The following is a 25,151-nucleotide window of genomic DNA, read 5'->3' on the forward strand; positions in this document are numbered from 1 at the left end:
TCGACGTCGAACTGGTAGCAGCGCTGGTCGTCGCAGAACTCGACGACGTCGAAGGCGAGCTCTTCGTGCTGGATGCAGCGGTACCAGATGCCGACCTCGGCCAGGATCCGGCTGATGAAAGCCAGGTCGCTTTCCTGGTACTGCATCACCTGCTCGCGCGGCGGGTACTCGCGCTTGAGGTTGAAGCGAAAGTGCCCGGTGTCCAGACCGTGGCGGTCGCGCAGAATGCTTTTGACGATGTCTGGCACGGACTGGTGCTGATAGATCCGCGTTTGCTGGCCGCGATCGAGCAGGGCCAGGCGCGGTTGCAGGGTGACTTCGTAGCGGGCTTCGTCGATTGAGCCGGACAGGCGCTGGCATGCGGTGATGCGGCCGTAGAGGGTGCGCAGAGGCGTGGGCGGCTTGGGCACTTCCCAGTCGAACACGGGCACGTCGGACGGTGCGTCGTACAGGCTGAACTCGACGTACTGGCCGATGAATTTTTCCGCGCCGATGTCGAGGTCGCTGGCGGTGAATTCGATGCGGTAGAGGTAGGGTTGGCTAAGGTACTCATGACCCTCGAAGGTGAGGACGTCGAGGTGGGTGTCGAGGCCATCGATCTGTAGTTTGTGGCGGCTGTGGTCGAAGAAGGTGCGCGGTGTGTTGGACAAAATCAGGCCTCCCTTGGCTTTTGAAGCGGACGGGGAGGCTTCGTTGCCACCCTCGTTCAAACGCTCGGCAGCTTTCAGGAAGGTAAAAAAGGTTGATATAGGACGTTTCTAATAAGCGTGTAGGGTGCTTCCGAATAATGCAGCAGGCCACGACGCCCTAAGAATCTACCTACAACAGCAAAAGAATCCTCGGCATCTCGACACCGACCATGAATGAGTCTTTCTGACCAGGACTCCACCTGACGACCGGCAGCAAAAACCATTTGCCACAAAATATTACATACGTCATATTACAGCCATCATAATTACCGACACCCTGACAGGTATCCCTCCATGACCAGCATGTCCACCGTAGAACCCGATCTGGACTCCCCGGTGAAGCCGGCAAAACCTCCCCTGCTCAAACGCCTGCTGTTGCCAACCGTGGGCATCGCAGCACTGGTGCTGGCTGGTGTGTATGGCGCGCACTGGTGGAGCGCCGGGCGTTTTATCGAGGAAACCGATGACGCCTACATCGGCGGCGATGTGACGGTGATCGGGCCGAAAGTGGCGGGTTATATCGACGAAGTGCTGGTGGCCGACAACCAGCAGGTCAAGGCCGGCGACGTGCTGATCCGTCTCGATTCGCGCGACTACCGCGCCAACCTGGCCAAGGCCGAAGGCGCAGTGGCCGCCCAGGAGGCCTTGCTGGCCAACCTCGACGCCACCGAACAACTGCAACAGGCCGTCATCGGCCAGGCCCGTGCCGGCATCGACGCCGCGGGTGCCGAAACCGCCCGTTCGCGGGATGACGATGCCCGCTACAAGAAACTGGTGATCACCAACGCTGTCTCGGTGGAAAGCGCCCAGCGCGCCAACACCACGTTCAAGACGGCCCAGGCCCAAAGCAACCGCGCCCAGGCTGAATTGCTGGCCGCGCAACGCCAGTTGAATGTGATCGACACCCAGAAACAACAAGCCCGGGCCGCCCTGATCCAGGCCAAGGCTGAGCGCGACCTGGCGCAATTGAATGTCGGCTACACCGAACTGAAGGCACCGGTCGACGGTGTGATCGGCAATCGCCGGGGCCGGGTCGGCGCCTATGCCCAGGCCGGCTCGCAATTGCTCTCGGTGGTGCCGACCAGCGGCCTGTGGGTCGATGCCAATTTCAAGGAAGACCAACTGGCACACATGGTGCCGGGGCAACGGGTGGTGATCCGTGCCGACGTGCTGTCGGGGCAGGAATTCCACGGTCACCTGGACAGCCTCGCCCCCGCCAGCGGTTCGCAATTCAGTGTGTTGCCGCCGGAAAACGCCACCGGCAACTTCACCAAGATCGTGCAGCGGGTGCCGGTGCGGATTCACCTCGACCCGGCCGACAGTGTGCTCGGTCACTTGCGTCCGGGGTTGTCGGTCACCGCTGAAGTGGACACGCGCAAGGAGCCTGAAGCGCCAGCCGTGGCCAGCGCGCCATGAGCCGCGCCCTCGCCGCCCCGGCGCAACCGTTCAATGCCGCGAACATGGCCACGGCGACCAAGGTCTTCGCCTTTGCCAGCATGTGCATCGGCATGTTCATTGCGCTGCTGGATATCCAGATTGTCTCGGCTTCGTTGCGTGACATCGGCGGCGGGCTCTCCGCCGGCACCGACGAAACCGCGTGGGTGCAAACCAGTTACCTGATCGCCGAAATCATCGTGATCCCCCTGTCGGGCTGGCTGTCCCGGGTGCTCTCGACGCGCTGGCTGTTTTGCGCATCGGCGGTGGGTTTCACCCTGACCAGCCTGCTGTGCGGCGTGGCCTGGAACATCCAGAGCATGATCGCCTTCCGCGCCCTGCAAGGGTTTCTGGGCGGCTCGATGATTCCGCTGGTGTTCACCACGGCCTTCGTGTTCTTCACCGGCAAGCAACGGGTGATCGCCGCCGCCACCATCGGTGCCGTGGCGTCCCTGGCACCGACCCTGGGACCGGTGATCGGTGGCTGGATCACTGACATATCGTCCTGGCACTGGCTGTTCTACATCAACCTGGTCCCCGGCATCTTTGTCGCCGTGGCCGTGCCGATGCTGGTGAAAATCGACCAGCCGGAACTGTCGCTGCTCAAAGGCGCGGATTACTTGAGCATGGTGTTTCTGGCGCTGTTCCTCGGCTGCCTGGAATACACCCTCGAAGAAGGCCCGCGCTGGAACTGGTTCAGCGACCGCACGATCCTGACCACCGCGTGGATCAGTGGCCTGGCCGGGCTGGCTTTCATCGGCCGGACCCTGCACGTGGCCAATCCGATTGTCGATCTGCGCGCCTTGAAGGACCGCAACTTTGCCCTCGGCTGTTTCTTCTCGTTCGTCACCGGCATCGGCCTGTTCGCCACCATTTACCTGACGCCGCTGTTCCTCGGCCGGGTGCGTGGCTACGGAGCGCTGGACATTGGTCTGGCGGTTTTCTCCACCGGGGTGTTCCAGATCATGGCGATTCCGCTGTATGCCTTTCTGGCCAATCGCGTCGATCTGCGCTGGATCATGATGACCGGCCTTGGACTGTTCGCCTTGTCGATGTGGGATTTCAGCCCGATCACCCATGACTGGGGGGCCAAGGAGTTGATGCTGCCGCAAGCCCTGCGCGGGATTGCCCAGCAATTGGCAGTGCCGCCAACGGTGACCTTGACCCTAGGCGGTCTGGCGCCGGCACGGCTCAAGCATGCGTCGGGGTTGTTCAATCTGATGCGCAACCTGGGCGGCGCTATCGGCATTGCCGCCTGCGCGACCATCCTCAACGACCGCACCAACCTGCATTTCACCCGGCTGGCGGAGAATCTCAACAGCACCAACGAGGCCCTCAACCAATGGCTGTCCCAGGTCGGCAACAACTTCGCCGCCCTCGGCCAGAGCGGTGACGCCGGAGTCACCGCCAGCCTGCATCAGTTATGGTTGTTGACTTACCGCGAAGCCCAGACGCAAACCTATGGCGACGCGTTCTTGATGATCATGGTCTGCTTCATTATCGCCACGGCGATGGTGCCCCTGATGCGCAAGGTGCAACCACCGGCCGCACCGAGTGCCGATGCTCATTGATGCTTGTGCAGGTCAGGCCTGAGGCATTTTGCGAAAGCCGATCGCCAGGCGGTTCCAGGCGTTGATGGTGGTGATGGCGACGGTCAGGTCGACCATTTCCTTGGCATCGAACTGGGCGGTAGCCAGTTCATAGTCTTCGTCCGGGGCATGGGTCTGGCTGATCAGGGTCAGGGATTCGGTCCAGGCCAGTGCGGCGCGTTCACGCTCGGTGAAGAACGGCGTTTCGCGCCAGGCCGACAGTGTCGCCAGGCGACGCTCGGACTCACCACCCTTGCGTGCATCGGCGCTGTGCATGTCCAGACAGAAGGCGCAGCCGTTGATTTGCGAGGTGCGCAGCTTGACCAGTTCGATCAGGTTTTTTTCCAGCGGCAGCTTCGACACCGCTGTTTCCAGGGCGATCATCGCCTTGAGGGCATCAGGGGAAGCGGTGTAGAAATCGATACGGGTTTTCATGGCGTGCTCCAGGGCAAGTGGGTGTGTCACTACGTTAGTCCCACGACCGGTCTGCACAAATAGCCAATCCTTCAGAAGTCGAGGAGGCCATTCAAACCCGATTGCGCAACCACTGCAAAAAGCCCTTTTTCGCCTCCGTCACCGGTAGCTCCTGAGTCAGGACTTTCGCTTTGTGCAGCCGGTAATCGAGCAAGGTTTTCATTGCATCGCTGATGTCGTGACGGGCATCCAGGCATGGCTTGAGGTATGACTTTTCGATGCGGTACAGGCCACAGAAGGTCTTGGCGGTAAACTGCGCAGGCAGCGCGCTGTCGGTCAGAATACCCGCCTCGCCGATCACCTCCCCTGGCCCCATGCGGCCGGATTCGATCGGCGCTCCGTGGCGCATCAGCGTCACCGAGACCACGCCGGACTCAATGATGTACAAGTGATCGCTGATCTCCCCCGCTTCCAGGATCGCCTCCCCGGCGCGGAAGGTTTGCAAGGTCATGTTCTGGCTGAACGTGTCTTTCTCTTCCTGACGCAAAGTGGAAAAAATCGGCGAGCTGTCGAGCAATGCCCGCGGCCGTGTCAAGTTGACCGGTGGATTGGGCTCCGCGCTCGACAACAAATTGACCCCCGACGCCTGCAAGTGCCGGTAGGCCAGGTCGTATAGCTGATTGCGCGCTGAACGTTTCTCATCCATCGACGCGACAAAGCCGCTGATTTCGTAGACCGCTCCGGTGTTGCTGGCGTTTTTCAGGCCGACGCTTGGCGACGGGGTATCCAGAAGCGCACGGCAACCCTGCATGGCCCGCTCCAGGGCTTCGATCACCGTGTTCGGCCGCGCGTGGGGGCTCACTTCCAACGAAACGGAGATGCCGAACATATCGCTCGGCCGACTGAAATTGATGATCTTGGCCTTGGCTGCCAGGGAGTTGGGTATGACCGCCATGCAACCCTGGGAAGTCTGCAGGCGCGTGGCACGCCAGTCGATGTCGGTGACCCGGCCCTCCATGCCATCGATGGAGATGTAGTCATCCAGTTGATAGGGTTTGGTGGTGTTCAGGACGATTCCGGAGAACACGTCGCTGAGGGTACTTTGCAAGGCCAGGCCTACGATGATCGCCAACGCACCGGACGTCGCCAGCACGCCCTTGACCGGCAGATCCAGTACATAGGCCAGGGCGGCAATGACCGCGATCAGGAAAATCACCGCACCGAGCAAGTCCTGAAGCAATCGCCCGGTATGACCGACCCGTTGCATCATCACCGCGCCGATCAGCACGGTCAGGGTCCGCGCACCGAACAACCACCAGCCGATCTGCAAGCCGGTGGCCGCCAGGTGCAGCGGCACGTTGTCGGCCCAGGGCGGCGGCTCCATCGGGTTCAGGCCTTCGTTGAACAGCAGGAGACTGAACAACGAAAAAATCACCACCCGTACCAACAGCCGCCAGGCGCTGCCAACGGCACTGAGCAAGTACCACAACCCAAGATCGATCAGGATCAGCGCCATCGCGCAAATCAACGGGTGTTCGGTGAGCAATGACAGCATCAAGCAACTCCAGCCAGGGTCAATAACGCGAAGATCGCATGGATTGGCCATAGTGTAGGAGCAATTGATTTGGCAGGAGGAACACGTCTGGCAGGACACCCAAAAAACCTGTGGGAGCGAGCTTGCTCGCGATGGCGGCAAAACAGTCACTGATGTTCTGACTGTCAGGTCGCTATCGCGAGCAAGCTCGCTCCCACAGGGGGGGGATGCGTGATGCCGAAGTTACTTGCTATTGGCCAGCGAGCTGTAGCTGGTCATCAGGTTGCGGTAATCCGGAATATGGTTGGAGAACAGCGTGCCCAACCCTTCGATATCGTTGCGCCAGTCGCGGTGCAGTTCACAGGCCAGGCCGAACCAGGTCATCAGTTGCGCGCCCTGAGCGGTCATACGGTTCCACGCCGATTCGCGGGTCAGTTCGTTGAAGGTGCCGGACGCGTCGGTGACCACGAACACGTCAAAACCTTCGGCCAGTGCCGAAAGCGCCGGGAACGCCACGCACACTTCGGTTACCACACCGGCGATGATCAGTTGTTTCTTGCCGGTGGCCTTGATCGCCTTGACGAAATCTTCGTTGTCCCAGGCGTTGATCTGCCCCGGGCGAGCGATGTACGGCGCGTCCGGAAAAAGTGCCTTGAGTTCGGGCACCAGCGGTCCGTTGGGACCGGTTTCGAAACTGGTGGTGAGGATGGTCGGCAGCTTGAAGTACTTGGCCAGGTCGGCCAGGGCCAGCACGTTGTTCTTGAAGCGATCCGGGTCGATGTCGCGTACCAGTGACAGCAGGCCCGCCTGATGATCAACCATCAGAACCGCGGCGTTGTCCTTGTCCAGACGTTTGTAGGAAGTAGTCATTGCAGTAGTCCTCGCATGTTATCGATGCCGAATGAAAATCGGCGTGGGGTCACCGGTCAGCGCTGGGAGTCCAGCGCCTCGTGTTCGTTCGCCACTTGCTGGGCCTTGAGGTAACTCTCGATCAGCAATTGATAATGCGGCATGGCCTGGGCGTAGACAGCGGCCCACTGCTCGGCATCCGGACGGTTCCACGAGCCTTGCAGCTCAGAAAGCGTAGCCATGATGTCGATCGGTACCACCCCGGCCTGGGCCAGACGGGCAACGGTCAGATCAGTGGCCAGTTTCGAGTGGTTGCCGGAGGCGTCGACCACGGCAAACACCTTGTAGCCTTCATTCACGGCGGCGATGGACGGGAACGCCAGGCACACGCTGGTCAGGGTGCCGGCGATCACCAGGGTTTTCTTGCCGGTGGCCTTGACCGCCGCGTGAAACTCCGCGTTATCCCAGGCGTTGATTTCACCTTTGCGCGCCACGTACTGCGCATGGGGTGCGGCCTCGTGGATTTCCGGAATCAACGGCCCGTTCGGCCCCTGGGGAACGGAAGCGGTGGTGATCACCGGCATCTTCAGCAGGGTCGCGGCCTTGGCCAGGGCAATGGCGTTGGCGCGCAGTTGGGGCACGTCCATGTCCTTGACGATCTGGAACAGTCCGCTCTGGTGATCGATCAACAGCATCGCGCTGTCATTGGGGTCGATGGTCGGTTTCTGGCCGTTGAAGTTGGCCGCGTAGACAGTGTTCATGTGCGTTTCCTCTTTCTTTTGGGCAACAGCCATCCCTGGCCTGAAAACCGGCCTACTCATCCTGTGTAGAGTCGGGTGTTGAAGCGCTGCGAATTAAGCGTGCATCCGGCCGAACTGGCCGGACTGGAAGTCGGCGAAGGCCTGGTGGATTTCTTGCTCGGTGTTCATCACGAACGGCCCATGACCGACGATCGGCTCGTCGATCGGCTCGCCGCTGAGCAACAGCACCACCGCGTCTTCGCTGGCTTCGAGGGTCAATTGATCGCCCTTGCGGTCGAACAGGGCCAGTTGCCCCTGGCGCACCGATTCCAGGCCGTTGACCTGAACCGTGCCGCGCAGCACCACCAGTGCGGTGTTGCGCCCTTCATGCAGATCCAGGGTGAGCAACTTGCCGGCATTCAAACGAATGTCCCACACGTCGACCGGGGTGAAGGTGCGTGCCGCGCCCTTGTGGCCGTCGAACTCACCGGCGATCAGGCGCAGGCTGCCGGCGTTGTCCTTCAAGGCGATGCTCGGGATGTCACGGTCGAGAATCGTCTGGTAGCCGGGGTCGGCCATTTTGTCCCTGGCCGGCAGGTTGACCCACAGTTGCACCATCTCCAGGGTGCCACCGCTCTTGGCGAAACCTTCGGAGTGAAACTCTTCATGCAGGATCCCCGAGGCCGCGGTCATCCATTGCACATCGCCGGGGCCGATCTTGCCGCCGCTGCCGGTGGAGTCCCGGTGCTCCAGCTCGCCCTTGTAAACGATAGTCACGGTTTCGAAGCCACGATGAGGATGCTGACCAACGCCCCGTCGCTCGCCGGTCGGGGTGAATTCAGCGGGGCCGGCGTGATCCAGCAACAGGAACGGGCTGATGTGCTTGCCCAGGTTGTCGTAGGAAAACAGCGTGCGAACCGGAAAACCGTCGCCAACCCAATGGGTCCGTGGACTGGTGTAGATACCGATGATGTTTTTCATGGTGTCTCCTGATGAGGTGAGTGAAGCCATGGACAAAGCTTAAAACCGTGACCATTGCTGCGCTAGACTGCAAAAATCAGCTTTAGCGTTCTATTTGGAGAACGATGGTGGAAGACCTCAACACCCTCTACTACTTCACCCAGGTGGTGGAGCATCACGGTTTCGCCGCGGCCGGCCGGGCACTGGACATGCCCAAGTCCAAGCTCAGCCGACGCATTGCCGAACTCGAAGAACGCCTCGGTGTGCGCCTGCTGCACCGCACCAGCCGGCACTGTTCATTGACGGAAATCGGCCAGGCCTATTACCAGCGCTGCCTGGCCATGCGGGTGGAGGCGGAAAGCGCCGCCGAACTGATCGAGCGCAACCGCTCTGAGCCCCAGGGCCTGGTGCGTGTCAGTTGCCCGACGGCGCTGCTCAATTCCTGGGTCGGGCCGATGCTGACCCGCTACATGCTCAAGTACCCGTTGGTGGAATTGTTCATCGAGAGCACTAACCGCCGGGTCGACCTGATTCACGAAGGCTTCGACATTGCCCTGCGGGTACGTTTTCCGCCGCTGGAGAACACCGACATGGTGATGAAGGTGCTGGGCAACAGCACCCAGAGCGTGGTTGGCAGCCCGATCTTTTTATCTCGCCTGTCGACACCGGCCTCCCCGGCCGACCTCAGCGGCTTGCCGAGCCTGCACTGGGGCGCGGCACAGCGCGAATATCAGTGGGAGCTGTTCGGTGCCGATGGCAGCACCGCGATGATCCGGCATGCCCCGCGCATGGTCACCGACGACCTGTTGGCCTTGCGCCATGCGGCGCTCGCCGGGATCGGCATCGTGCACCTGCCCAGTGTGGTGGTGCGCGATGAAATCGCTGCCGGGCAACTGGTGGAACTGGTACCGGGATGGGCACCGAAGAGCGGTGTCATCCACGCGATCTTCCCCTCGCGCCGGGGCCTGCTGCCTTCGGTGCGCACGTTGATCGATTTTCTCGGGGAGGAATTCAGTCGTAGTGATATTGCCTGAGGGCGGGGTAAGGCTTTGGACCGAGTGATGGCTATCGCGAGCAGGCTCGCTCCTACAGGGGGAACGCATTCCAAATGTGGGAGCGAGCCTGCTCGCGATGGCGTCAGACCAGACACCATCAACACATCTTCCTACCCCGATTCTTGACTTGCGGTAAACATTGCTTTGCCGATCCAGCGGTTTTTCTCACGGATGCAGGCGCGGATACTGCCGCCCATTCCCAATGCAACCATGGCCTTGATCGCAACGCTGGATCGCGGCCACCGCTTGACCAGCCCGAAAGGCATCGCACCGAACTGGGATTGAGTCTCAGTCCTGCTCCAGACGCTGGTCCAGGCGGGCCATGGCTTGCTGCAACCGGTCGACGGCTTCGTTGATCATTGCTGCGCGGCCGTCATTGCACGCCTGCTCCAGTTGTTCGCAACACTCGACCAGGGCGAGCGCTCGCACCATCAGCGCCCCGCCTTTGATCCGGTGTGCCAGTTCCTGTAAGCCCGGGCGATTGCCGCCAGCGTGCAAGGCGAGCAAATGCACGCGATCCTCGCGGTTGCTCAGCGCCAGATCGTGCAACAGTTGATCGATCAGCTCACGGTCCGCATCCGCATAACGCTCCAACCCGCTCAAATCGAACTCGGCGATGCCAGGATCGTCGATTGCCGTTGAGGGTGCGCTGGAAAACCGCTGGGCCAGCCACGCCTGCAAATCCACCAGGCGAATGGGCTTGAACAGGCAATCGTCCATGCCCGCCGCCTGACATCGAGCCTTCTCCTCGGCCTGCGCATTGGCGGTAAAGCCCAGAATCAGCGTCGACGACAGCCCCTGCACCCGCTCTTGCTCACGTATCGCACCCGCCAATTCATAACCATTGAGCTGCGGCATGTTGCAGTCGGTGATGACCAGATCGAACCCTTGCCCGCGCCACTGTTCAAGCCCCTGCGCCCCGTCTTCAGCCAGCACCACACGATGGCCCAGGTAGCTCAGCTGTCGAGAGAGCAACAGGCGATTGGCCGGATAATCATCGACCACCAGAATCGACAACGCCCGGGTCGTGAGCTGCGCCGGATCCAGGGGCTTGCCCCCCGCGGGTAACGCTTGCAGGGCAGGCAGCACCAGGCTGACGTCCACCCGCGTGCCGCGCCCAAGCTCACTGTCGAGATGCAACTGCCCGCCCATCATTTCGCACAGGGTACGACTGATCACCAGGCCCAGGCCGGAACCTTGCCGGGCACTCTGCTGGCTATTGCCCGCCTGCACGAACGGGCTGAACAGGCGTTGCTGGTCGAAAGCGCTGATACCGATGCCGCTGTCTTCGATGCGTACGCTGATGGCGAGGTGCGCCGGGGCTTGAGGTCGCACCCGCAACGTCAGGCTCACCTGGCCTTCCCGGGTGAACTTGATCGCATTGCTCAGCAGATTGGACAGCACCTGTTTGAAGCGCGTGGGGTCGAGCATCACGTCACAGTCACTGTGTTCGTCGAGCTCGACCTGCCACTGCAGATTTTTCTGCACCGCCAGCCCTTCGAAAACCCGGCAGACCGACGTCACCAGCGCGTGCAGATTGACCCGTTCCGGCGCCAGCGACAAATGCCCGGATTCGATCCGCGCGACGTCCAGAATATCGCCGATCAAATCCAGTAACTGCTGCCCGGCATCGGACGCCACCTCGATGGCGGCGCGGTCGGTCTCCCCTTCATCGGCCCGTTTCAGTGCCAGTTCGAGCATGCCGATCAACGCGTTCATCGGCGTGCGGATTTCATGGCTCATGGTGGCCAGGAACGTGGTCTTGGCTCGGTTGGCCTCGTCCGCCGCGTCCTTGGCTTCCTGCAATTGCCCGAGCAATTGCTGACGCTGGCGAATCTGCCGCCGCTGCCAGACGATCCCGACCAACGCGAGCAACAGCAAGACGCCTGCCACCGCAAACGCCTGCACGATCGCCTGCCGGTGTCGCAACCAGTAACTCTGCTCGACCATCGAGTCGTAGCGCCAGGGCTGGGTCAGCTCGTCAATTTCTTCGGGAGGGATGCTCAACAGCGCCTTGTCCAGGATCGAATGCAGCTCGGTGGCCTCGCGACCGGTCGCCAGGGTGCTTCGTGCAGGGTCGGTGCCCACGGTGCTGGTCACTTGCAGGCGATCGCGATACTGCCGGGAAATCAGGTAACGGGCGCTGATCAAGGAGTTGATGCCGCCCTGGGTCTTGCCCTGGTCGACCATTTCCATGGCATCCGTCGACAGGGGCGCATCCACCAGCTGGATCAGCGGGAAATGCTGGCGAAGGTACTCGCCGACAATGTTGCCCCGGGTCAGCGCCAGCGTCCTTCCCGCCATGTCATCCAGCGTCCTGGGGCCATCCGTGTCCACGCGGGTCACCAGCACCGAAGGGCTGCTCAGGAACGACCGGGTGAACAGCAATTCATCCTCACGCTGGGAACTGAGGCCAATACCGGCCAGTACATCAATCTGCCCGCTCTTGATAGCGGTCATCATCTCGGCCACCGACTTCATGCCCTGGATGTCAAATTGCAGTCCGGTGCGCAAACTGATTTTCGCCAGTACATCGATGCCGATACCGCGAAACTTGCCTTCGCTGTCGACAAATGAAATCGGCGGGATATTTTCGTTGATCGCGACCCTTACCCGCGGATGGCGTTCGAGCCAGCGCTGTTCGGCCACGCTCAATTGCAATGACTGGGTGCCCGGGATAGATGCCCCGTTTGCCCCCCAACGACGCAGGATATTCATTTGTTCATTGGTGGTGATGGCCGCCAGTGCCTTGTTGACGATGCGCAACAGCGAGTTGTTGTCGCGGGCCATCGCAAAGGCAAAACGCCCGGACTCCATGGGTGAGAAGTCCGTCAGATGCACGTTGTCCAGGTTATTCCTGCTGATCAGGTAATGGGCATTGATCGCATCGCCCAGGTAGACATCGGCCTGGCCGAAAGCCACGGCGCCCACCGCCGCCAGTGTCGAGGGAAACAGCTGGACCTGCGCCCTGGAATAGAACTGTTGCACGCTGTATTCGGGCAGGTAGTGATACAGCATCACCAGCCGCTTGCCGGCCAGTGTCGGGTCGAGCACCGGCGGGAAATCGGTGCGGGTCACCAGCACCGGTTGATCGACCGCGTAGGCGCTGGACATCTGTAGCTGCGGATCTTCGGCTTCAAACCGATTGGCCGTTCCCAGCAGGTCCGCCTGCCCTTCCTTGATGGCCAGCACCGCGTCGGCCCGCGACGGATAACGTCGGACCTCGATGACGACGTTCAACAATTGTTCGAGCAAGCCGGCGTAATCGGCTGTCACGCCTTCGAATACCTTGCCCGCCGTGTTGAACTCGAAGGGGGGATAGTCCGGCGCCGAGACTGCCAGCACCAATCGGCCCTTTTGCTGTAGCCAGCGCGACTCGGTTTGCGAGAACCTGACGCTCAGGCCTTCGACGCTCGAGCGCCCCAACAGGGTCAACGACTGTTGCGCACAGGCCGTCGATGCCCAGAGAAGAAGGGCGATCAGCACCCCACCTGCCAGTCGTCGGAGTGCGTTCATTCAGATCAGATGATTGCGCAGGGCGAAATCCCTCAAGTGCACCGACGAACTCACGTTGAGCTTGAGGGTAAGTCGGGTCTTGTAGGTGCTGACGGTCTTGTAGCTCAGGTGCATGATCTCGGCGATTTCCAGGTTTTTCGAACCCCGGGCCAGGTACTGCAGAATGGTCAACTCACGATTGGAGAGCCTGTCGATCAATTGCTTTTCACTGCGTTGCAACTCCCCCATCGACACGGAGCTCGAGGGAATCTGGGCGAAATAGGTGTAGCCGGCCATCACGGAATTCACCGCCGCCTTCAGGTCATCCAGGTCCTTGCTCTTGGAAACGTAGGCAACAGCTCCGGCACGCATGCAGCGGTCCTGATAGAACTGGGCCTCCAGTGAAGTGAACACCACCACGCGACATCGCGTGTTTTCGGCCTTGATCCGGTCCATCACCTCAAGCCCCGCCACACCGGGAAGACCCAGGTCAAGCAGCACGACATCCGGTTGATGCTCCCGGATCAACGCCAGGACCTCATCGCCACGAGAGGCCTCGTAAATCTGCGTGAACCCCTCGCCCTTGAGTACGAGTTTGATCATGGAGCGAACCACCGGATGATCTTCCACAATCAGTGCTGACTTCATGACAACTCCCGTGCAAAACAACACGATCGGGCAAAAAATGCCCTCCAGGCACCGCAGCGGTTGGGCACAACGCTGCGCATAGACTTTTGCATGGAAGGCTGGAAAGTACTACCTGACAGAAATGACAGTTCCGACGAACGGCAGGCGCCGATCGACGGCGCTCATCAGCTGCGTAATGGACGCCAGGTCAGGCAGGGCGGCCTGGCTGACCTGGACGTTACCCACGACTGACGGCAACGGCGTCTGCTGTTCATTGAAGATAAAGGCGTGATGAACCTGCGGGTTGTCGGCAAAGAAATTCAACAGGTCCAGCCCTTCGTTGGCCATCGCTCCATTGATGAGCACCAGGTCCAGAGGCTCGCAACCGTACTCCACCAGTGGAAGGAGCTCTTCGAGGCTCTGCACCGGTGCCACGCGAAAGTAGCCGAGCTGATTGAACAGCCGCTCGATCCGCAGGCGGTTGAAGTGCTGCGCATCGGCGATCAGGATGCGCAAGGATTTGTTCGGCATGGTGACCTCCAAAAGGATGTCGGTTTCAAGAGGTCGCAAAGCCTACGGAAGACCTTCCTAGGTTTATGTAGGAATATTCCTAAATAAATGCCGGTTAATCTGACTTTACTCCGTGGTACTCGGACTCCAGAACGCCTGCACCACCAGGGTCGAGGTCGAAATCCGTGCCACCAGCGCATCCAGTTCATCACCATCGACCGAGGTGGTGGCCAGGGTGGCTTCGATTTCGATTTCATCCGCGCCGAAGGCATGTACATCGACATCGCTGGCCGGGTAGTTGCTGCGTTCCAGCTCGGCTTCGAGCAAGGCCAGCACGGTTTTCTGCTGCGTGCGCCGGGCAATGACGTAGACGATGTTGGTGACTTCCGCCGAAATCACATCCAGCGGCTGACGGTTGATGTTGTTGACGATCGGCCGCAGCAGCGTGTTTGCCGCGAGCACAAACAAGGTGCCAAGCAAGGCCTCGGCCAGCAGGTCGGCACCGGCGCAGGCACCGACTGCCGCCGAGGTCCACAGCGTGGCGGCGGTATTGAGGCCACGCACATTGCCCTCTTCGCGCATGATCACCCCGGCACCGAGAAAGCCGATGCCGGAAACCACGTAGGCTACGACCCGCACGGCGCCTTCGGCACCGGCGAGCCGGTTGGCCATGTCGACGAAAATCGCCGCGCCCACCGCCACCAGCACATTGGTGCGCAGGCCGGCGGTGCGCTGCCGGTACTGGCGCTCGAAACCGATCAGGCCACCGAGGATGAAGGCCGCGCTGAGGCTGACCAGGGTGTCGAGCAGGGAGGTCAGGTTGAGGTTGTTGATGGCTTGCATATGAAACTCCTGGAAAAACACACAACCCTTGTGGCGAGGGAGCTTGCTCCCGCTGGGCAGCGAAGCGGCCCCAAAACCTGACAATGCGGTCCCTCCAGCAAACCTCGCTCGCCGGTTTTGCGACTGCTACGCAGTCGACCGGGAGCAAGCTCCCTCGCCACAAAGATCATGCTGGCGGCTTTATTGCCAGCCAAACCGGCGAATGTAGAACCCCTTCACTGCCTGGGTCAGCGCCATGTACGCCAGCAGGATCACCGGCAGGAACACGAAGTACAGCGACGGCAACGCCTGCAATTTGAAGTAATGGGCCAGCGGTCCCATCGGCAGGAAAATCCCCACGGCCATGATCAGTCCCGTCATCACCAGCAACGGCATGGCCGCGCGGCTTTGCAGGAACGGGATCTTCGGCGTGCGGATCATGTGCACGATCAGGGTCTGGGTCAGCAGCCCGACCACGAACCAGCCGGACTGGAACAGGGTCTGGTGATCCGGGGTGTTGGCATCGAACACGTACCACATCAAGGCGAACGTGGTGATGTCGAAGATCGAGCTGATCGGCCCGAAAAACAGCATGAAGCGCCCGACATCCGCCGGCTGCCAGCGCTGCGGTTGCTTGAGCATTTCGTCATCGACGTTATCGAACGGGATGGCAATCTGCGAAATGTCATAGAGCAGGTTCTGTACCAGCAGGTGCATCGGCAGCATCGGCAGGAACGGGATGAACGCACTGGCCACCAGCACCGAGAACACGTTGCCGAAGTTCGAACTGGCGGTCATCTTGATGTACTTGAGCATGTTGGCGAAGGTCCGGCGCCCTTCCAGTACGCCCTCCTCCAGCACCATCAGGCTCTTTTCCAGCAGGATGATATCGGCCGCTTCCTTGGCGATGTCCACGGCGCTGTCCACCGAAATACCGATGTCGGCGGTGCGCAGGGCCGGGGCGTCGTTGATACCGTCGCCCATGAAACCGACCACATGGCCGTTGCCCTTGAGCAGACGGACGATGCGCTCCTTGTGCGAGGGAGTCAGTTTGGCGAAGACGTTGGTGGTCTCCACCGCCTTCGCCAGCTCGGCATCGCTCATGCGTTCGATGTCGTTGCCCATCAGCAGGCCTTGCTGTTCCAGGCCGACTTCGCGGCAGATTTTCGCCGTCACCAGTTCGTTGTCGCCGGTCAGCACTTTCACCGCCACGCCATGGGCGGCCAGAGCCTTGAGGGCGGGCGCGGTGCTTTCTTTCGGCGGATCGAGAAAGGCTACGTAACCGATCAGCGTCAGTGCCTGTTCATCGGCCAGGCTGTAGGTGTCGCGGCCTTCGACCATTGGCCGTGCCGCCACCGCAACCACCCGCAGGCCTTCGGCGTTGAACGTGGCCGTGACCTGGCGGATGCGCGCCAGCAGTTCTTCGGTCAGGGCTTCATCGACTTCGCCATGGCGCACCCGCGAGCACACCGCCAGCACTTCTTCCACCGCGCCCTTGCAGATCAGCAGGTGCGGTTGATCGCGCTCGGCGACCACCACCGACATGCGCCGGCGGGTGAAGTCGAACGGGATCTCGTCGACCTTGCGAAACGCCGTGCCGACTTTCAGCTCACGGTGGATCTCGACGTGTTCGAGCACCGCCACATCCAAAAGGTTTTTCAGGCCGGTCTGGTAGTAGCTGTTGAGGTAGGCCATTTCCAGCACGTCATCGGAGTCGTTGCCCCAGACGTCGACGTTGCGCGCCAGGAAGATCTTGTCCTGAGTCAGGGTGCCGGTCTTGTCGGTGCACAGCACGTCCATGGCGCCGAAGTTCTGGATGGCGTCGAGGCGTTTGACGATGACTTTCTTGCGCGACAGGAACACCGCGCCCTTGGCCAGGGTCGAAGTGACGATCATCGGCAGCATTTCCGGGGTCAGGCCCACGGCAATCGACAGCGCGAACAGCAACGCTTCGGTCCAGTCGCCCTTGGTGAAACCGTTGATGAACAACACCAGCGGCGCCATCACGAACATGAAGCGGATCAGCAGCCAGCTGACTTTGTTGACCCCGGTCTGGAACGAAGTCGGCGCCCGGTCAGTGGCGCCGACGCGCTGGGCCAGGGCACCGAAATAGGTGCTGTTGCCGGTGGTGAGAATCACCGCCATGGCCGTGCCGGACACCACGTTGGTGCCCATGAACAGAATGTTGTCCAGGTCCAGGGGGTTCTGCGTGTCGCGGTCCTGTTGGCGGGGAAACTTTTCCACCGGCATCGATTCGCCGGTCATGGCCGCCTGGCTGACGAACAGGTCCTTGGCGCTGAGCACCCGGCAATCGGCGGGAATCATGTCACCGGCAGACAGCACGATCAGGTCGCCCGGCACCAGTTGCCTGATCGGCAATTCGATACGCTGCGCGCCGCGGTCTTCGAGGTCGCGGCGCATCACCGTGGCGGTGTTGCTGACCATGGCCTTGAGGGCATCGGCAGCCTGGTTGGATTTGGTTTCCTGCCAGAAACGCAGAAAGGTCGAGAGCACCACCATGGAGAAAATCACAACGGCGGCTTTCATGTCTTCGGTCAGCCAGGAGATGACCGCCAGCAAGGTCAGCAGCAGGTTGAACGGATTCTTGTAGCAGTGCCACAGGTGCGTCCACCACGGCAGCGGCTGTTCGTGCTCGACTTCATTGAGGCCGAATTGTTCGCGCAGGGCATCGGCTTCGAACTCGCTCAAGCCGTCGGTGTGACTGCCCAGGGCGTCGAGCAATTGACCCGTATCGCTGCCGGCAGCAGCCACCAGGGTTTGCGCCAGGGTGGGCGGGACTTCACGGCTGACCGTGGTGTCAGTGAAGGTTTCCAGCAACGCCAGGCGACGAAAGTGCCGGGCGATGTGGCGGTTACGCAGGAAGCCTGCGAAGAGTTCCTTGAGGGTAAGTTTCATGGCTGGTGCCCCTTTTGTCAGCCGGGAAACCGTCGAGCAGGCAGGTCCACGCCTCTTCCGCCGGAACAACCGGCAAAGCAAGGCCTGGCACGCCGGTCACGAATGACAGGCGTGTCGATAGAGCGGCGGCACGACAAAAAAGTCGAAACCACGCACTGTTCAGCGTCGATGAGAGGGACGTCGGGACACGGCCAGGACTGGCCATGATCGGGATGCCGCTGCTCGCTTGTCGGCGAGACAACGGCACAGGAGACTGCGCGTTATCTTGCCGAGAAAATGCCGGTTACCGAGACCGGCCGACAACTGTCACTCGAACAAGTACCCACTGTGGGTCTCCGTAATGGATGAAAACGCGCGAAGCTTACGCCCCGATGTCTGGAGAGTAAACCCGTTACAAAACCTTGCAGGGGGAATCGCGGGGTTCTTCAGGAAGGGTTCAGGAATCAATATTTGCGGTGTTCTTTCAGGCCCCATCGCGAGCAGGCTCGCTCCTACAATGGACCTGTGTTCGCAGGACAAATGTAGGAGCGAGCCTGCTCGCGATGGCGGTCTGACAAGCGCCGATGAACTCAGCTAGCCGTCGCCAACAACAAATCCACCACCGACCGCCCCTGCCCGCGATGCTTGCCATGCTCATACAAGGAGCCTGCAATCTCATCGGCACGAATCGGCAGGATCGACAGCAAGGTGTCGCTCAGCCCATGGCTGGCCTGGCAAAAGCCCTGCATGTAGAGGCCGGCCTTGCAGCGTTCATCGGTGATCAGTTTGTAGTTGCGATCGACCTCGAAATCACCCAGGTACTCTTCCAGCGGCGCCAGCAGCTTGCGGTGCATCTGCCGCTCGTAACCGGTAGCCAGCACCACGGCGTCGTAGTGACGCACCGAGACTTCGCCGGTGGCGTTGTTGCGCAACACCAGTTCGATGCCCCGTTCGTTGGCGGTGACTTTTACGATGGTGGTCAGGGTGTGGAACGCATGACGGGCGATGCCCGAGACTTTCTGCCGGTAGAAGATGCCGTAGATGCGCTCGATCAGATCGATGTCCACCACCGAGTAGTTGGTGTTGTGGTACTCGTTCACCAGTCGCTCGCGCTCGCTGTCGGGCTGCTGGAACACCAGGTCGGTGAACTCCGGCGAAAACACTTCGTTGACGAAGGGGCTGTCGTCGGCCGGCTTGAGTGCCGAGCCGCGCAGGATCATGTCCACCTGCACCGACGGGAAGCTGTCGTTCAAATCGATGAAGGCCTCCGCCGCGCTCTGCCCGCCACCGATGATCGCAATGCTCATCGGCCGGTTGTCCACGCACGGCTGCCTGGCCATCTGCGCCAGGTACTGGGAGTGATGGAACACCCGGCCGTCATCCTTGAGCGCCTTGAACACTTCGGGAATGCGTGGCGTGCCACCGGCGCTGACCACCACCGAACGGGTGGTGCGCACCTGTTGATGCCCTGTCGCGTCGCGGGAAATCACCCGCAGCGCCTCGACCTGATGGTTGTGCAGCACCGGCTCGATGGTCAGCACTTCTTCGCCGTAGCGGCTTTGCGCGGTGAACTGCCCGGCGACCCAGCGCAGGTAGTCGTTGTACTCCATGCGGCACGGATAGAAGGTGCCCAGGTTGATGAAATCCACCAGGCGCCCGTGGACCTTGAGGTAATTGACGAACGAGTAAGGGCTGGTCGGATTGCGCAAGGTCACCAGGTCCTTGAGGAAGGAAATCTGCAACTCACTCTGGGTCACCAGTGTGTTGCCGTGCCAGCGGTAGTCGGCCTGCTTGTCGAGGAACAGCACATCCAGATTGCCCTGGCTCGCCCCGCGCTCTTGCAGCGCGATGGCCAGTGCCAGGTTCGACGGGCCGAAACCGACGCCGATCAGGTCGTGAACGAGGGGCGAAGCAATTGCCTGTGTCATTTCCAGTGTCCTCTGGATGTTCCCCTCAAAGGCGGGGCATTGAACCTAAGTGACCTGACCCACCAAGGGCCGCACAACAAGTCGTCTGTTGAGTAGGAACGAGGACCGTGAAAAAAAATTTAACCGCGCAGGATCACTGGGCGTCCCACTGTCGCATCCGCACACGGCAATGCTTCATGGCGTTGACAATGTGCTTCTCGACCATTGCCCGGGAAATGCCCAGTTGCTCGGCAATCTGCGGATGGGACAGGCCTTCGATCTTGCGCAGCAGGAAACTCTCGCGGCACAACCTCGGCAACTCCGCCAGGGCACACTGGAGCATTTCCAGGCGCTGGCCATGATCGAGCACGTTTTGCGGCGAAGGGGTGAAATAGCGCTCCTCATTGTCGAGCACGTCCAGGGGTTCGGCCTGACGCAGGGTGTTGCGTCGATGGTCGTCGATAACCAGGTTGAGGGCGGTGCGATAAAGGAATGCCCGGGGCTGCTCGATCGGCGTATCACTGGAACGCTCCAGGACCCGCAGGTAAGCGTCATGCACCACATCTTCGGCCACCTGACGGTTGCCCAGCCTGGCGTTCAGGAAACACACCAGTTCGCGATAGTAGTTTTCCAACATGACTCCCGTCCGCACGGGGGTGCGGTTTCTGTCCTTGAGCCGGTTCGGCGACTGCTGAATCACACAGTGGCACGATAGTGGCAGTTCGAGTCGCGTAATTTATAGTAATTCTCATATAGATTTAAAGTACTGCGTCGCCTTGCCCGATAAAAAGTCATGGTCTAGCGGCTGTACACCGCTCCTACAGGTGTTACACCTTGTGTCGCTGGTTAAATTTCCCGCCCGGTTCATCGTTTACAGGACAGCTCCCCGTCCCTGTCCGGCCTAGCCGGCAGCGTTCAGCCATCGTCCCGCCGCTGAACGACGGGCCGATTTTCCTAGGCCGGAACCCTGCATGAAACGTCCCCGACAGACTCGACGCGCCCTGCTTGCAGCACTTTGTCTGATCCCCGTGGCTGCCATCGCCGCCTGGCAGTTCATCCCGCCGGGCCGCGACGGGTTCGCCACCGTCCAGGTCAGCCGCGCCGACATTGAAAGCAGCGTCACCGCATTGGGTACCCTGCAACCGCGGCGCTATGTCGACGTCGGTGCCCAGGCCTCCGGGCAGATCCACAAGATCCACGTGGAGGTCGGTGACGTGGTCAAGGAGGGCCAGTTGCTGGTGGAAATCGACCCGTCCACGCAACAGGCCAAACTCGATGCCGGGCGCTTCTCCGTCGAAAATCTCAAGGCGCAGCTGCAGGAACAGCGGGCGCAACACGACCTGGCCCGGCAGAAATACCAGCGTCAACAGAACCTCGCCGCCGGCGGCGCCACCCGTGAAGAAGACGTGCAGACCGCCCAGGCCGAACTGCGCGCCACCCAGGCACGGGTCGACATGTTCCAGGCGCAGATCCGCCAGGCCGAAGCCAGCCTGCGCAGCGACCAGGCGGAGCTCGGCTACACGCGGATCTATGCGCCGATGGCCGGCACCGTTGTGGCGCTGGATGCCCGCGAGGGTCAGACTCTCAATGCCCAGCAGCAGACTCCGCTGATCCTGCGCATCGCCAAACTGTCGCCGATGACCGTGTGGGCCGAGGTCTCGGAGGCCGACATCGGCCACGTCAAACCCGGCATGCACGCCTGGTTCACCACCCTGAGTGGCGGCACCCGGCGCTGGACCAGCACCGTGCGGCAAATCCTCCCCGTCCCGCCCAAACCCCTGGACCAGACCAGCCAGGGCGGCGGCAGCCCCGCCAGCGCCAGCAAAAGCGGGAGTGCCCGCGTGGTGCTGTACACCGTGTTGCTGGACGTCGACAACGCCGACAACGCGCTGATGGCGGAAATGACCACCCAGGTATTTTTCGTCGCCAATCAGGCGCAGAACGTACTCACCGCGCCCATCGCAGCCTTGCAGGCCGGCCCGCAGACAGACCAGCAGACCGCGCAAGTGGTCGCCAGCAATGGCAGCATCGAGCAGCGCAACGTGCGCACCGGCATCAGCGACCGCCTGCGGGTACAGATCCTCGACGGCCTGCAGGAGGGCGATCACCTGTTAATTGGCCCGGTCGACGGGAGTGGCGGCTGAATGCACACGCCCCTGATCGATCTTTCGGACATCCGCAAAGCCTACGGCGGTGGCGACGCGCCTGAAGTCCACGTGCTGCGCGGCATCGACCTGTCGATCCGTGCCGGGGAGTTCGTGGCGATCGTCGGCGCTTCCGGCTCCGGCAAGTCGACGTTGATGAACATCCTCGGCTGCCTCGACCGCCCGACCTCGGGCGAATACCGCTTCGCCGGGGAAAACGTCGCGGCGCTGGACAGTGACGAACTGGCCTGGCTGCGCCGCGAAGCCTTCGGGTTTGTGTTCCAGGGCTACCACCTGATTCCCTCCGGTTCGGCCCAGGAAAACGTCGAGATGCCGGCCATCTACGCAGGCTTACCGGCCGCCGAACGCCACACCCGCGCCGCCGCCTTGCTCGAGCGCCTCGGCCTGGCTTCGCGCACCGACAACCGCCCCCACCAACTCTCCGGCGGGCAGCAGCAACGGGTGTCGATTGCCCGCGCGCTGATGAATGGCGGCCACATCATCCTGGCCGACGAACCCACCGGCGCCCTCGACAGCCACAGCGGCGCCGAGGTCATGACCCTGCTCGACGAACTGGCCAGCCAGGGTCACGTGGTGATCCTCATCACCCACGACCGCGAAGTGGCGGCCCGGGCCAAACGCATCATCGAGATCCGCGACGGCGAGATCATCAGCGACAGCACCCGGGACAATCCCGCCGCGCAACACTCGGCCAACCCCGGCGCCCTGCAAGCCGTCGACTTGCGCAGGCGCCTGAGCGAAGGCGCCGAAGCCACCGGCGCCTGGAAAGGCGAGCTGGTCGATGCCGTGCACGCGGCGTGGCGGGTGATGTGGATCAACAAGTTCCGCACCGCCCTGACCCTGCTCGGCATCATCATCGGCGTGGCTTCGGTGGTGGTGATGCTCGCCGTCGGCGAAGGCAGCAAGCGCCAGGTGATGGCGCAGATGGGCGCGTTCGGCTCCAACATCATCTACCTCAGCGGCTCGGCGCCAAACCCGCGCACGCCCATGGGCATCGTCACCCTCGATGAGGTCGCCGCAATTGCAAGCTTGCCCCAGGTGATGCGGATCATGCCGGTCAACGGCCAGGAGGCCGGGGTGCGATTCGGCAACCTCGACCACTTGAGCTACGTCGGCGGCAACGACACCAACTTCCCGGCCATTTTCAACTGGCCGGTGGTCGAAGGCAGCTACTTCACCCACGCCGATGAACAGAACGCCGCGGCGGTCGCGGTGATCGGGCACAAGGTGCGGACTAAACTGCTCAAGGACGTGGCCAACCCGATCGGCCAGTACATCCTGATCGAAAACGTGCCCTTCCAGGTGGTCGGCGTGCTCGCGGAAAAAGGCGCCAGCTCCGGCGACTCCGACAGCGACGACCGCATCGCCATCCCCTACTCCGCCGCCAGCGTGCGCCTGTTCGGCACCCACAATCCCGAGTACATCGCCATCGCCGCCGCCGATGCGCGCAAGGTCAAGGAGACCGAAAAAGCCATCGAACAACTGATGCTGCGCCTGCACGACGGCAAGCACGATTTCGAACTGACCAACAACGCGGCGATGATCCAGGCCGAGGCGCGCACGCAGAACACCCTGTCGCTGATGCTCGGCTCGATTGCGGCGATTTCGCTGCTGGTGGGCGGGATCGGCGTGATGAACATCATGCTCATGACCGTGCGCGAGCGGACTCGCGAAATCGGTATCCGCATGGCCACCGGTGCTCGCCAGCGCGACATCCTGCGCCAGTTCCTCACCGAAGCGGTGATGCTCTCGGTGGTGGGCGGCCTCACCGGGATTGCCTTGGCGCTGCTCGTCGGTGGCGTGCTGATTTTCAGCGAAGTCGCCGTCGCGTTCTCCCTGATAGCGGTGCTGGGCGCCTTCGGCTGCGCCCTGGTCACCGGTGTCGTTTTCGGCTACATGCCGGCCCGCAAGGCTGCCCGACTCGACCCGGTCACGGCCCTTACCAGTGAATGATCGATTGATGAAGCCGCCACTCAGTGTGTTAACCCTGTGTCTGTTGCTCAGTGCCTGCGGCACCCCGGCCCAGCGCCCCGACAGCGGCATCCAGCCGCCGGCCGCCTGGCAATCGCCGCACACCGCAGTTGCTGTCCATGACAACCAGCAATGGTGGGACCGCTTTGGCAGCCCGCAACTGGGGCACCTGATCGAACAGGCGCGGCTCGGCAGCTATGATTTGGCCGCGGCCATCGCCAGAGTGCGCCAGGCCCAGGCCGACACGGTGATTGCCGGCGGCTCGCAACTGCCCGAGGTCAAGGCCGCGGTCAACGCCAATCGCCAGAAACTGCTGCGGGGCAGCGGCTACAGTCAGCTCGATGCCGACAGCGATAACGACGCCGTCGACTACTTCACGGCGAACCTGACTGCCAGCTACGAAATCGATTTCTGGGGAGGCCAGCGTGCCAGCCGCGACAGTGCGCAATTCAGCCTCAAAGCCAGCGAGTTCGATCAAGCCACGGTGGAATTGACGTTGCTCAGCGGTGTGGCCAACGGCTACGCGCAAGCCTTGTCGTTGCAGGAGCAGAGCCGCATCGCCGAGTTGAATCTGGCCAATGCCCAAAGCGTGTTGAAACTGGTGCAGACCCGTTTCGATTCGGGTTCGGCCACGGCCCTGGAACTGGCGCAGCAAAAAAGCCTGGTGGCGGCGCAGCAACGCCAGCTGCCGCTGGTGCAGCAACAGGCCGAGGATGCGCGCATCAGCCTCGCCGCCTTGCTCGGCCGCCCGGTTCAGGCCCTGTCACTGGGCCAGGAACGCTTCGATCAACTGACCTGGCCGACGATTGACGCCGGGGTGCCCAGCCAGTTGCTCAGTCGCCGCCCGGACATTGCCCGGGCCGAGGCGCAACTGGCCGCCGCCCAGGCCGACGTTACCGTCGCCCGGGCTGCGATGTTGCCGACCGTGACCCTCACCGCCGAAATCGGCTCCGGCGCCGACCGGGCCGACGACATCCTGCGCAGCCCCTTCTACAACCTCACCGCCGGGCTGCTCGCTCCGGTGTTCAACAACGGCCGCCTCGGCGCCCAGCGCGACAAGGCCACGGCGCGCCAGGAAGAACTACTGGAGACTTATCGCGGCGCGATCATCAACGGCTTCGCCGACGTCGAAAAAGCCCTCAACAGCATTCGTGGGCTGGATGAACAGCGCGGGTGGCAGAGTGAAGAACTGAGCCAGGCACAGACCGCCTTCAACATCGCGCAAAGCCGTTATCAGGCCGGGGCCGAGGATTTGCTGACGGTGCTGGAGACGCAGCGCACCTTGTACGTGGCGCAGGATTCGAACGTGCAACTGCGCCTGTCGCGGATGCAGGCGAGTATTGCCCTGTACAAGGCGCTTGGGGGTGGGTGGCAGGTTTTGTAGTTGCGGAGCCTGTCAGGACGCCATCGCGGGCAAGCCCGCTCCCACAGTGGTTTTTGTTGTTCGCAGATTTCGCGTACACCCACTAACCCTGTGGGAGCGAGCTTGCCCGCG

General features: G+C 61.8%; 19 protein-coding genes and 1 pseudogene. 7 read left to right on the top strand and 13 right to left on the bottom strand.

The features are described 5' to 3' along the window. A partial coding sequence (locus VC35_RS24555) for a type VI secretion system Vgr family protein (RefSeq protein ID WP_046043230.1) occupies positions 1-650 on the bottom strand: 650 nt, incomplete at its 3' end. A gap of 333 nt (positions 651-983) precedes the next feature. Here VC35_RS24555 and VC35_RS24560 point away from each other — a divergent pair. Then, positions 984-2,105 (top strand): HlyD family secretion protein, encoded by a 1,122-nt coding sequence (locus VC35_RS24560; RefSeq protein WP_046043129.1) that lies wholly within the window; start codon positions 984-986, stop codon positions 2,103-2,105. Next, entirely contained in the window at positions 2,102-3,694 is a 1,593-nt protein-coding gene (locus tag VC35_RS24565; protein WP_046043131.1) for a DHA2 family efflux MFS transporter permease subunit, read from the top strand. Before VC35_RS24560 ends, VC35_RS24565 begins: the two co-directional genes overlap by 4 nt. 12 nt (positions 3,695-3,706) lie before the next feature. Here VC35_RS24565 and VC35_RS24570 read toward each other — a convergent pair whose 3' ends face one another. The 5 genes from VC35_RS24570 to VC35_RS24590 all read right to left on the bottom strand — a co-directional run bounded on the left by VC35_RS24570 (position 3,707) and on the right by VC35_RS24590 (position 8,230). Beyond that, on the bottom strand, positions 3,707-4,147 hold the full coding sequence (locus tag VC35_RS24570) for a carboxymuconolactone decarboxylase family protein (RefSeq protein WP_046043133.1): 441 nt from the start codon (positions 4,145-4,147) through the stop codon (positions 3,707-3,709). 91 nt (positions 4,148-4,238) lie between these two features. Continuing rightward, positions 4,239-5,681, bottom strand: a complete 1,443-nt coding sequence (locus VC35_RS24575) for a cyclic nucleotide-binding domain-containing protein (protein WP_046043134.1) — start codon at positions 5,679-5,681, stop codon at positions 4,239-4,241. Positions 5,682-5,903: 222 nt separating this feature from the next. Continuing rightward, positions 5,904-6,530 (bottom strand): isochorismate family cysteine hydrolase YcaC, encoded by a 627-nt coding sequence (gene ycaC, locus VC35_RS24580; RefSeq protein WP_046043135.1) that lies wholly within the window; start codon positions 6,528-6,530, stop codon positions 5,904-5,906. A gap of 56 nt (positions 6,531-6,586) precedes the next feature. Continuing rightward, on the bottom strand, positions 6,587-7,270 hold the full coding sequence (locus tag VC35_RS24585) for an isochorismatase family protein (RefSeq protein ID WP_046043137.1): 684 nt from the start codon (positions 7,268-7,270) through the stop codon (positions 6,587-6,589). 93 nt (positions 7,271-7,363) lie between these two features. Further along, positions 7,364-8,230, bottom strand: a complete 867-nt coding sequence (locus tag VC35_RS24590; RefSeq protein WP_046043139.1) for a pirin family protein — start codon at positions 8,228-8,230, stop codon at positions 7,364-7,366. 104 nt (positions 8,231-8,334) lie between these two features. On the opposite strand from VC35_RS24590, the gene VC35_RS24595 reads away from it, so the two are divergent. Further along, entirely contained in the window at positions 8,335-9,243 is a 909-nt protein-coding gene (locus VC35_RS24595; protein WP_046043140.1) for a LysR family transcriptional regulator, read from the top strand. Between the two features lie 216 nt (positions 9,244-9,459). After that, positions 9,460-9,549, top strand: a pseudogene (dkgB, locus tag VC35_RS30115) (2,5-didehydrogluconate reductase DkgB); the annotation flags it as partial. 3 nt (positions 9,550-9,552) lie between these two features. On the opposite strand, the gene VC35_RS24600 reads toward dkgB, so the two are convergent. The 7 genes from VC35_RS24600 to VC35_RS24630 form a co-directional block, all read right to left on the bottom strand. Continuing rightward, complete coding sequence (locus tag VC35_RS24600) at positions 9,553-12,780, bottom strand: transporter substrate-binding domain-containing protein (protein ID WP_046043141.1); 3,228 nt, start codon at positions 12,778-12,780, stop codon at positions 9,553-9,555. Then, positions 12,781-13,407, bottom strand: a complete 627-nt coding sequence (locus tag VC35_RS24605) for a response regulator transcription factor (RefSeq protein WP_046043143.1) — start codon at positions 13,405-13,407, stop codon at positions 12,781-12,783. A 108-nt stretch (positions 13,408-13,515) separates the two neighbouring features. Further along, positions 13,516-13,917: an ANTAR domain-containing protein gene (locus VC35_RS24610; RefSeq protein ID WP_046043144.1), complete on the bottom strand. Its 402-nt coding sequence runs from the start codon at positions 13,915-13,917 to the stop codon at positions 13,516-13,518. A 105-nt stretch (positions 13,918-14,022) separates the two neighbouring features. Continuing rightward, on the bottom strand, positions 14,023-14,739 hold the full coding sequence (locus VC35_RS24615) for an MgtC/SapB family protein (RefSeq protein ID WP_046043146.1): 717 nt from the start codon (positions 14,737-14,739) through the stop codon (positions 14,023-14,025). A 180-nt stretch (positions 14,740-14,919) separates the two neighbouring features. Further along, positions 14,920-17,634 (bottom strand): magnesium-translocating P-type ATPase, encoded by a 2,715-nt coding sequence (gene mgtA, locus VC35_RS24620; protein WP_046043148.1) that lies wholly within the window; start codon positions 17,632-17,634, stop codon positions 14,920-14,922. A gap of 569 nt (positions 17,635-18,203) precedes the next feature. After that, on the bottom strand, positions 18,204-19,541 hold the full coding sequence (locus VC35_RS24625; protein ID WP_046043149.1) for a lysine N(6)-hydroxylase/L-ornithine N(5)-oxygenase family protein: 1,338 nt from the start codon (positions 19,539-19,541) through the stop codon (positions 18,204-18,206). A 133-nt stretch (positions 19,542-19,674) separates the two neighbouring features. Then, a complete protein-coding gene (locus VC35_RS24630; protein WP_046043151.1) occupies positions 19,675-20,157 on the bottom strand; it encodes a sigma-70 family RNA polymerase sigma factor in 483 nt (160 codons plus the stop codon). Positions 20,158-20,491: 334 nt separating this feature from the next. Here VC35_RS24630 and VC35_RS24635 point away from each other — a divergent pair, with 334 nt between their 5' ends. The 3 genes from VC35_RS24635 to VC35_RS24645 are packed head-to-tail and all read left to right on the top strand — an operon-like array spanning position 20,492 to position 25,040. Then, on the top strand, positions 20,492-21,664 hold the full coding sequence (locus VC35_RS24635) for an efflux RND transporter periplasmic adaptor subunit (protein WP_046043152.1): 1,173 nt from the start codon (positions 20,492-20,494) through the stop codon (positions 21,662-21,664). Next, entirely contained in the window at positions 21,665-23,638 is a 1,974-nt protein-coding gene (locus VC35_RS24640; protein ID WP_046043153.1) for a MacB family efflux pump subunit, read from the top strand. It abuts the gene before it with no gap. A gap of 7 nt (positions 23,639-23,645) precedes the next feature. After that, entirely contained in the window at positions 23,646-25,040 is a 1,395-nt protein-coding gene (locus VC35_RS24645; protein ID WP_046043155.1) for an efflux transporter outer membrane subunit, read from the top strand. Positions 25,041-25,151 lie beyond the last annotated feature (111 nt).

Source organism: Pseudomonas fluorescens, from assembly GCF_000967965.1.
In the GTDB taxonomy this organism is placed as follows: domain Bacteria; phylum Pseudomonadota; class Gammaproteobacteria; order Pseudomonadales; family Pseudomonadaceae; genus Aquipseudomonas; species Aquipseudomonas grandcourensis.

Excerpts from the sequence above, each read along its gene's own strand:
- VC35_RS24560 (WP_046043129.1), top strand. The coding sequence starts at position 984 with ATGACCAGCATGTCCACCGTAGAACCCGATCTGGACTCCCCGGTGAAG.
- VC35_RS24565 (WP_046043131.1), top strand. The coding sequence starts at position 2,102 with ATGAGCCGCGCCCTCGCCGCCCCGGCGCAACCGTTCAATGCCGCGAAC.
- VC35_RS24570 (WP_046043133.1), bottom strand. The coding sequence starts at position 4,147 with ATGAAAACCCGTATCGATTTCTACACCGCTTCCCCTGATGCCCTCAAG.
- VC35_RS24575 (WP_046043134.1), bottom strand. The coding sequence starts at position 5,681 with ATGCTGTCATTGCTCACCGAACACCCGTTGATTTGCGCGATGGCGCTG.
- ycaC (WP_046043135.1), bottom strand. The coding sequence starts at position 6,530 with ATGACTACTTCCTACAAACGTCTGGACAAGGACAACGCCGCGGTTCTG.
- VC35_RS24585 (WP_046043137.1), bottom strand. The coding sequence starts at position 7,270 with ATGAACACTGTCTACGCGGCCAACTTCAACGGCCAGAAACCGACCATC.
- VC35_RS24590 (WP_046043139.1), bottom strand. The coding sequence starts at position 8,230 with ATGAAAAACATCATCGGTATCTACACCAGTCCACGGACCCATTGGGTT.
- VC35_RS24595 (WP_046043140.1), top strand. The coding sequence starts at position 8,335 with ATGGTGGAAGACCTCAACACCCTCTACTACTTCACCCAGGTGGTGGAG.
- VC35_RS24600 (WP_046043141.1), bottom strand. The coding sequence starts at position 12,780 with ATGAACGCACTCCGACGACTGGCAGGTGGGGTGCTGATCGCCCTTCTT.
- VC35_RS24605 (WP_046043143.1), bottom strand. The coding sequence starts at position 13,407 with ATGAAGTCAGCACTGATTGTGGAAGATCATCCGGTGGTTCGCTCCATG.
- VC35_RS24610 (WP_046043144.1), bottom strand. The coding sequence starts at position 13,917 with ATGCCGAACAAATCCTTGCGCATCCTGATCGCCGATGCGCAGCACTTC.
- VC35_RS24615 (WP_046043146.1), bottom strand. The coding sequence starts at position 14,739 with ATGCAAGCCATCAACAACCTCAACCTGACCTCCCTGCTCGACACCCTG.
- mgtA (WP_046043148.1), bottom strand. The coding sequence starts at position 17,634 with ATGAAACTTACCCTCAAGGAACTCTTCGCAGGCTTCCTGCGTAACCGC.
- VC35_RS24625 (WP_046043149.1), bottom strand. The coding sequence starts at position 19,541 with ATGACACAGGCAATTGCTTCGCCCCTCGTTCACGACCTGATCGGCGTC.
- VC35_RS24630 (WP_046043151.1), bottom strand. The coding sequence starts at position 20,157 with ATGTTGGAAAACTACTATCGCGAACTGGTGTGTTTCCTGAACGCCAGG.
- VC35_RS24635 (WP_046043152.1), top strand. The coding sequence starts at position 20,492 with ATGAAACGTCCCCGACAGACTCGACGCGCCCTGCTTGCAGCACTTTGT.
- VC35_RS24640 (WP_046043153.1), top strand. The coding sequence starts at position 21,665 with ATGCACACGCCCCTGATCGATCTTTCGGACATCCGCAAAGCCTACGGC.
- VC35_RS24645 (WP_046043155.1), top strand. The coding sequence starts at position 23,646 with ATGAAGCCGCCACTCAGTGTGTTAACCCTGTGTCTGTTGCTCAGTGCC.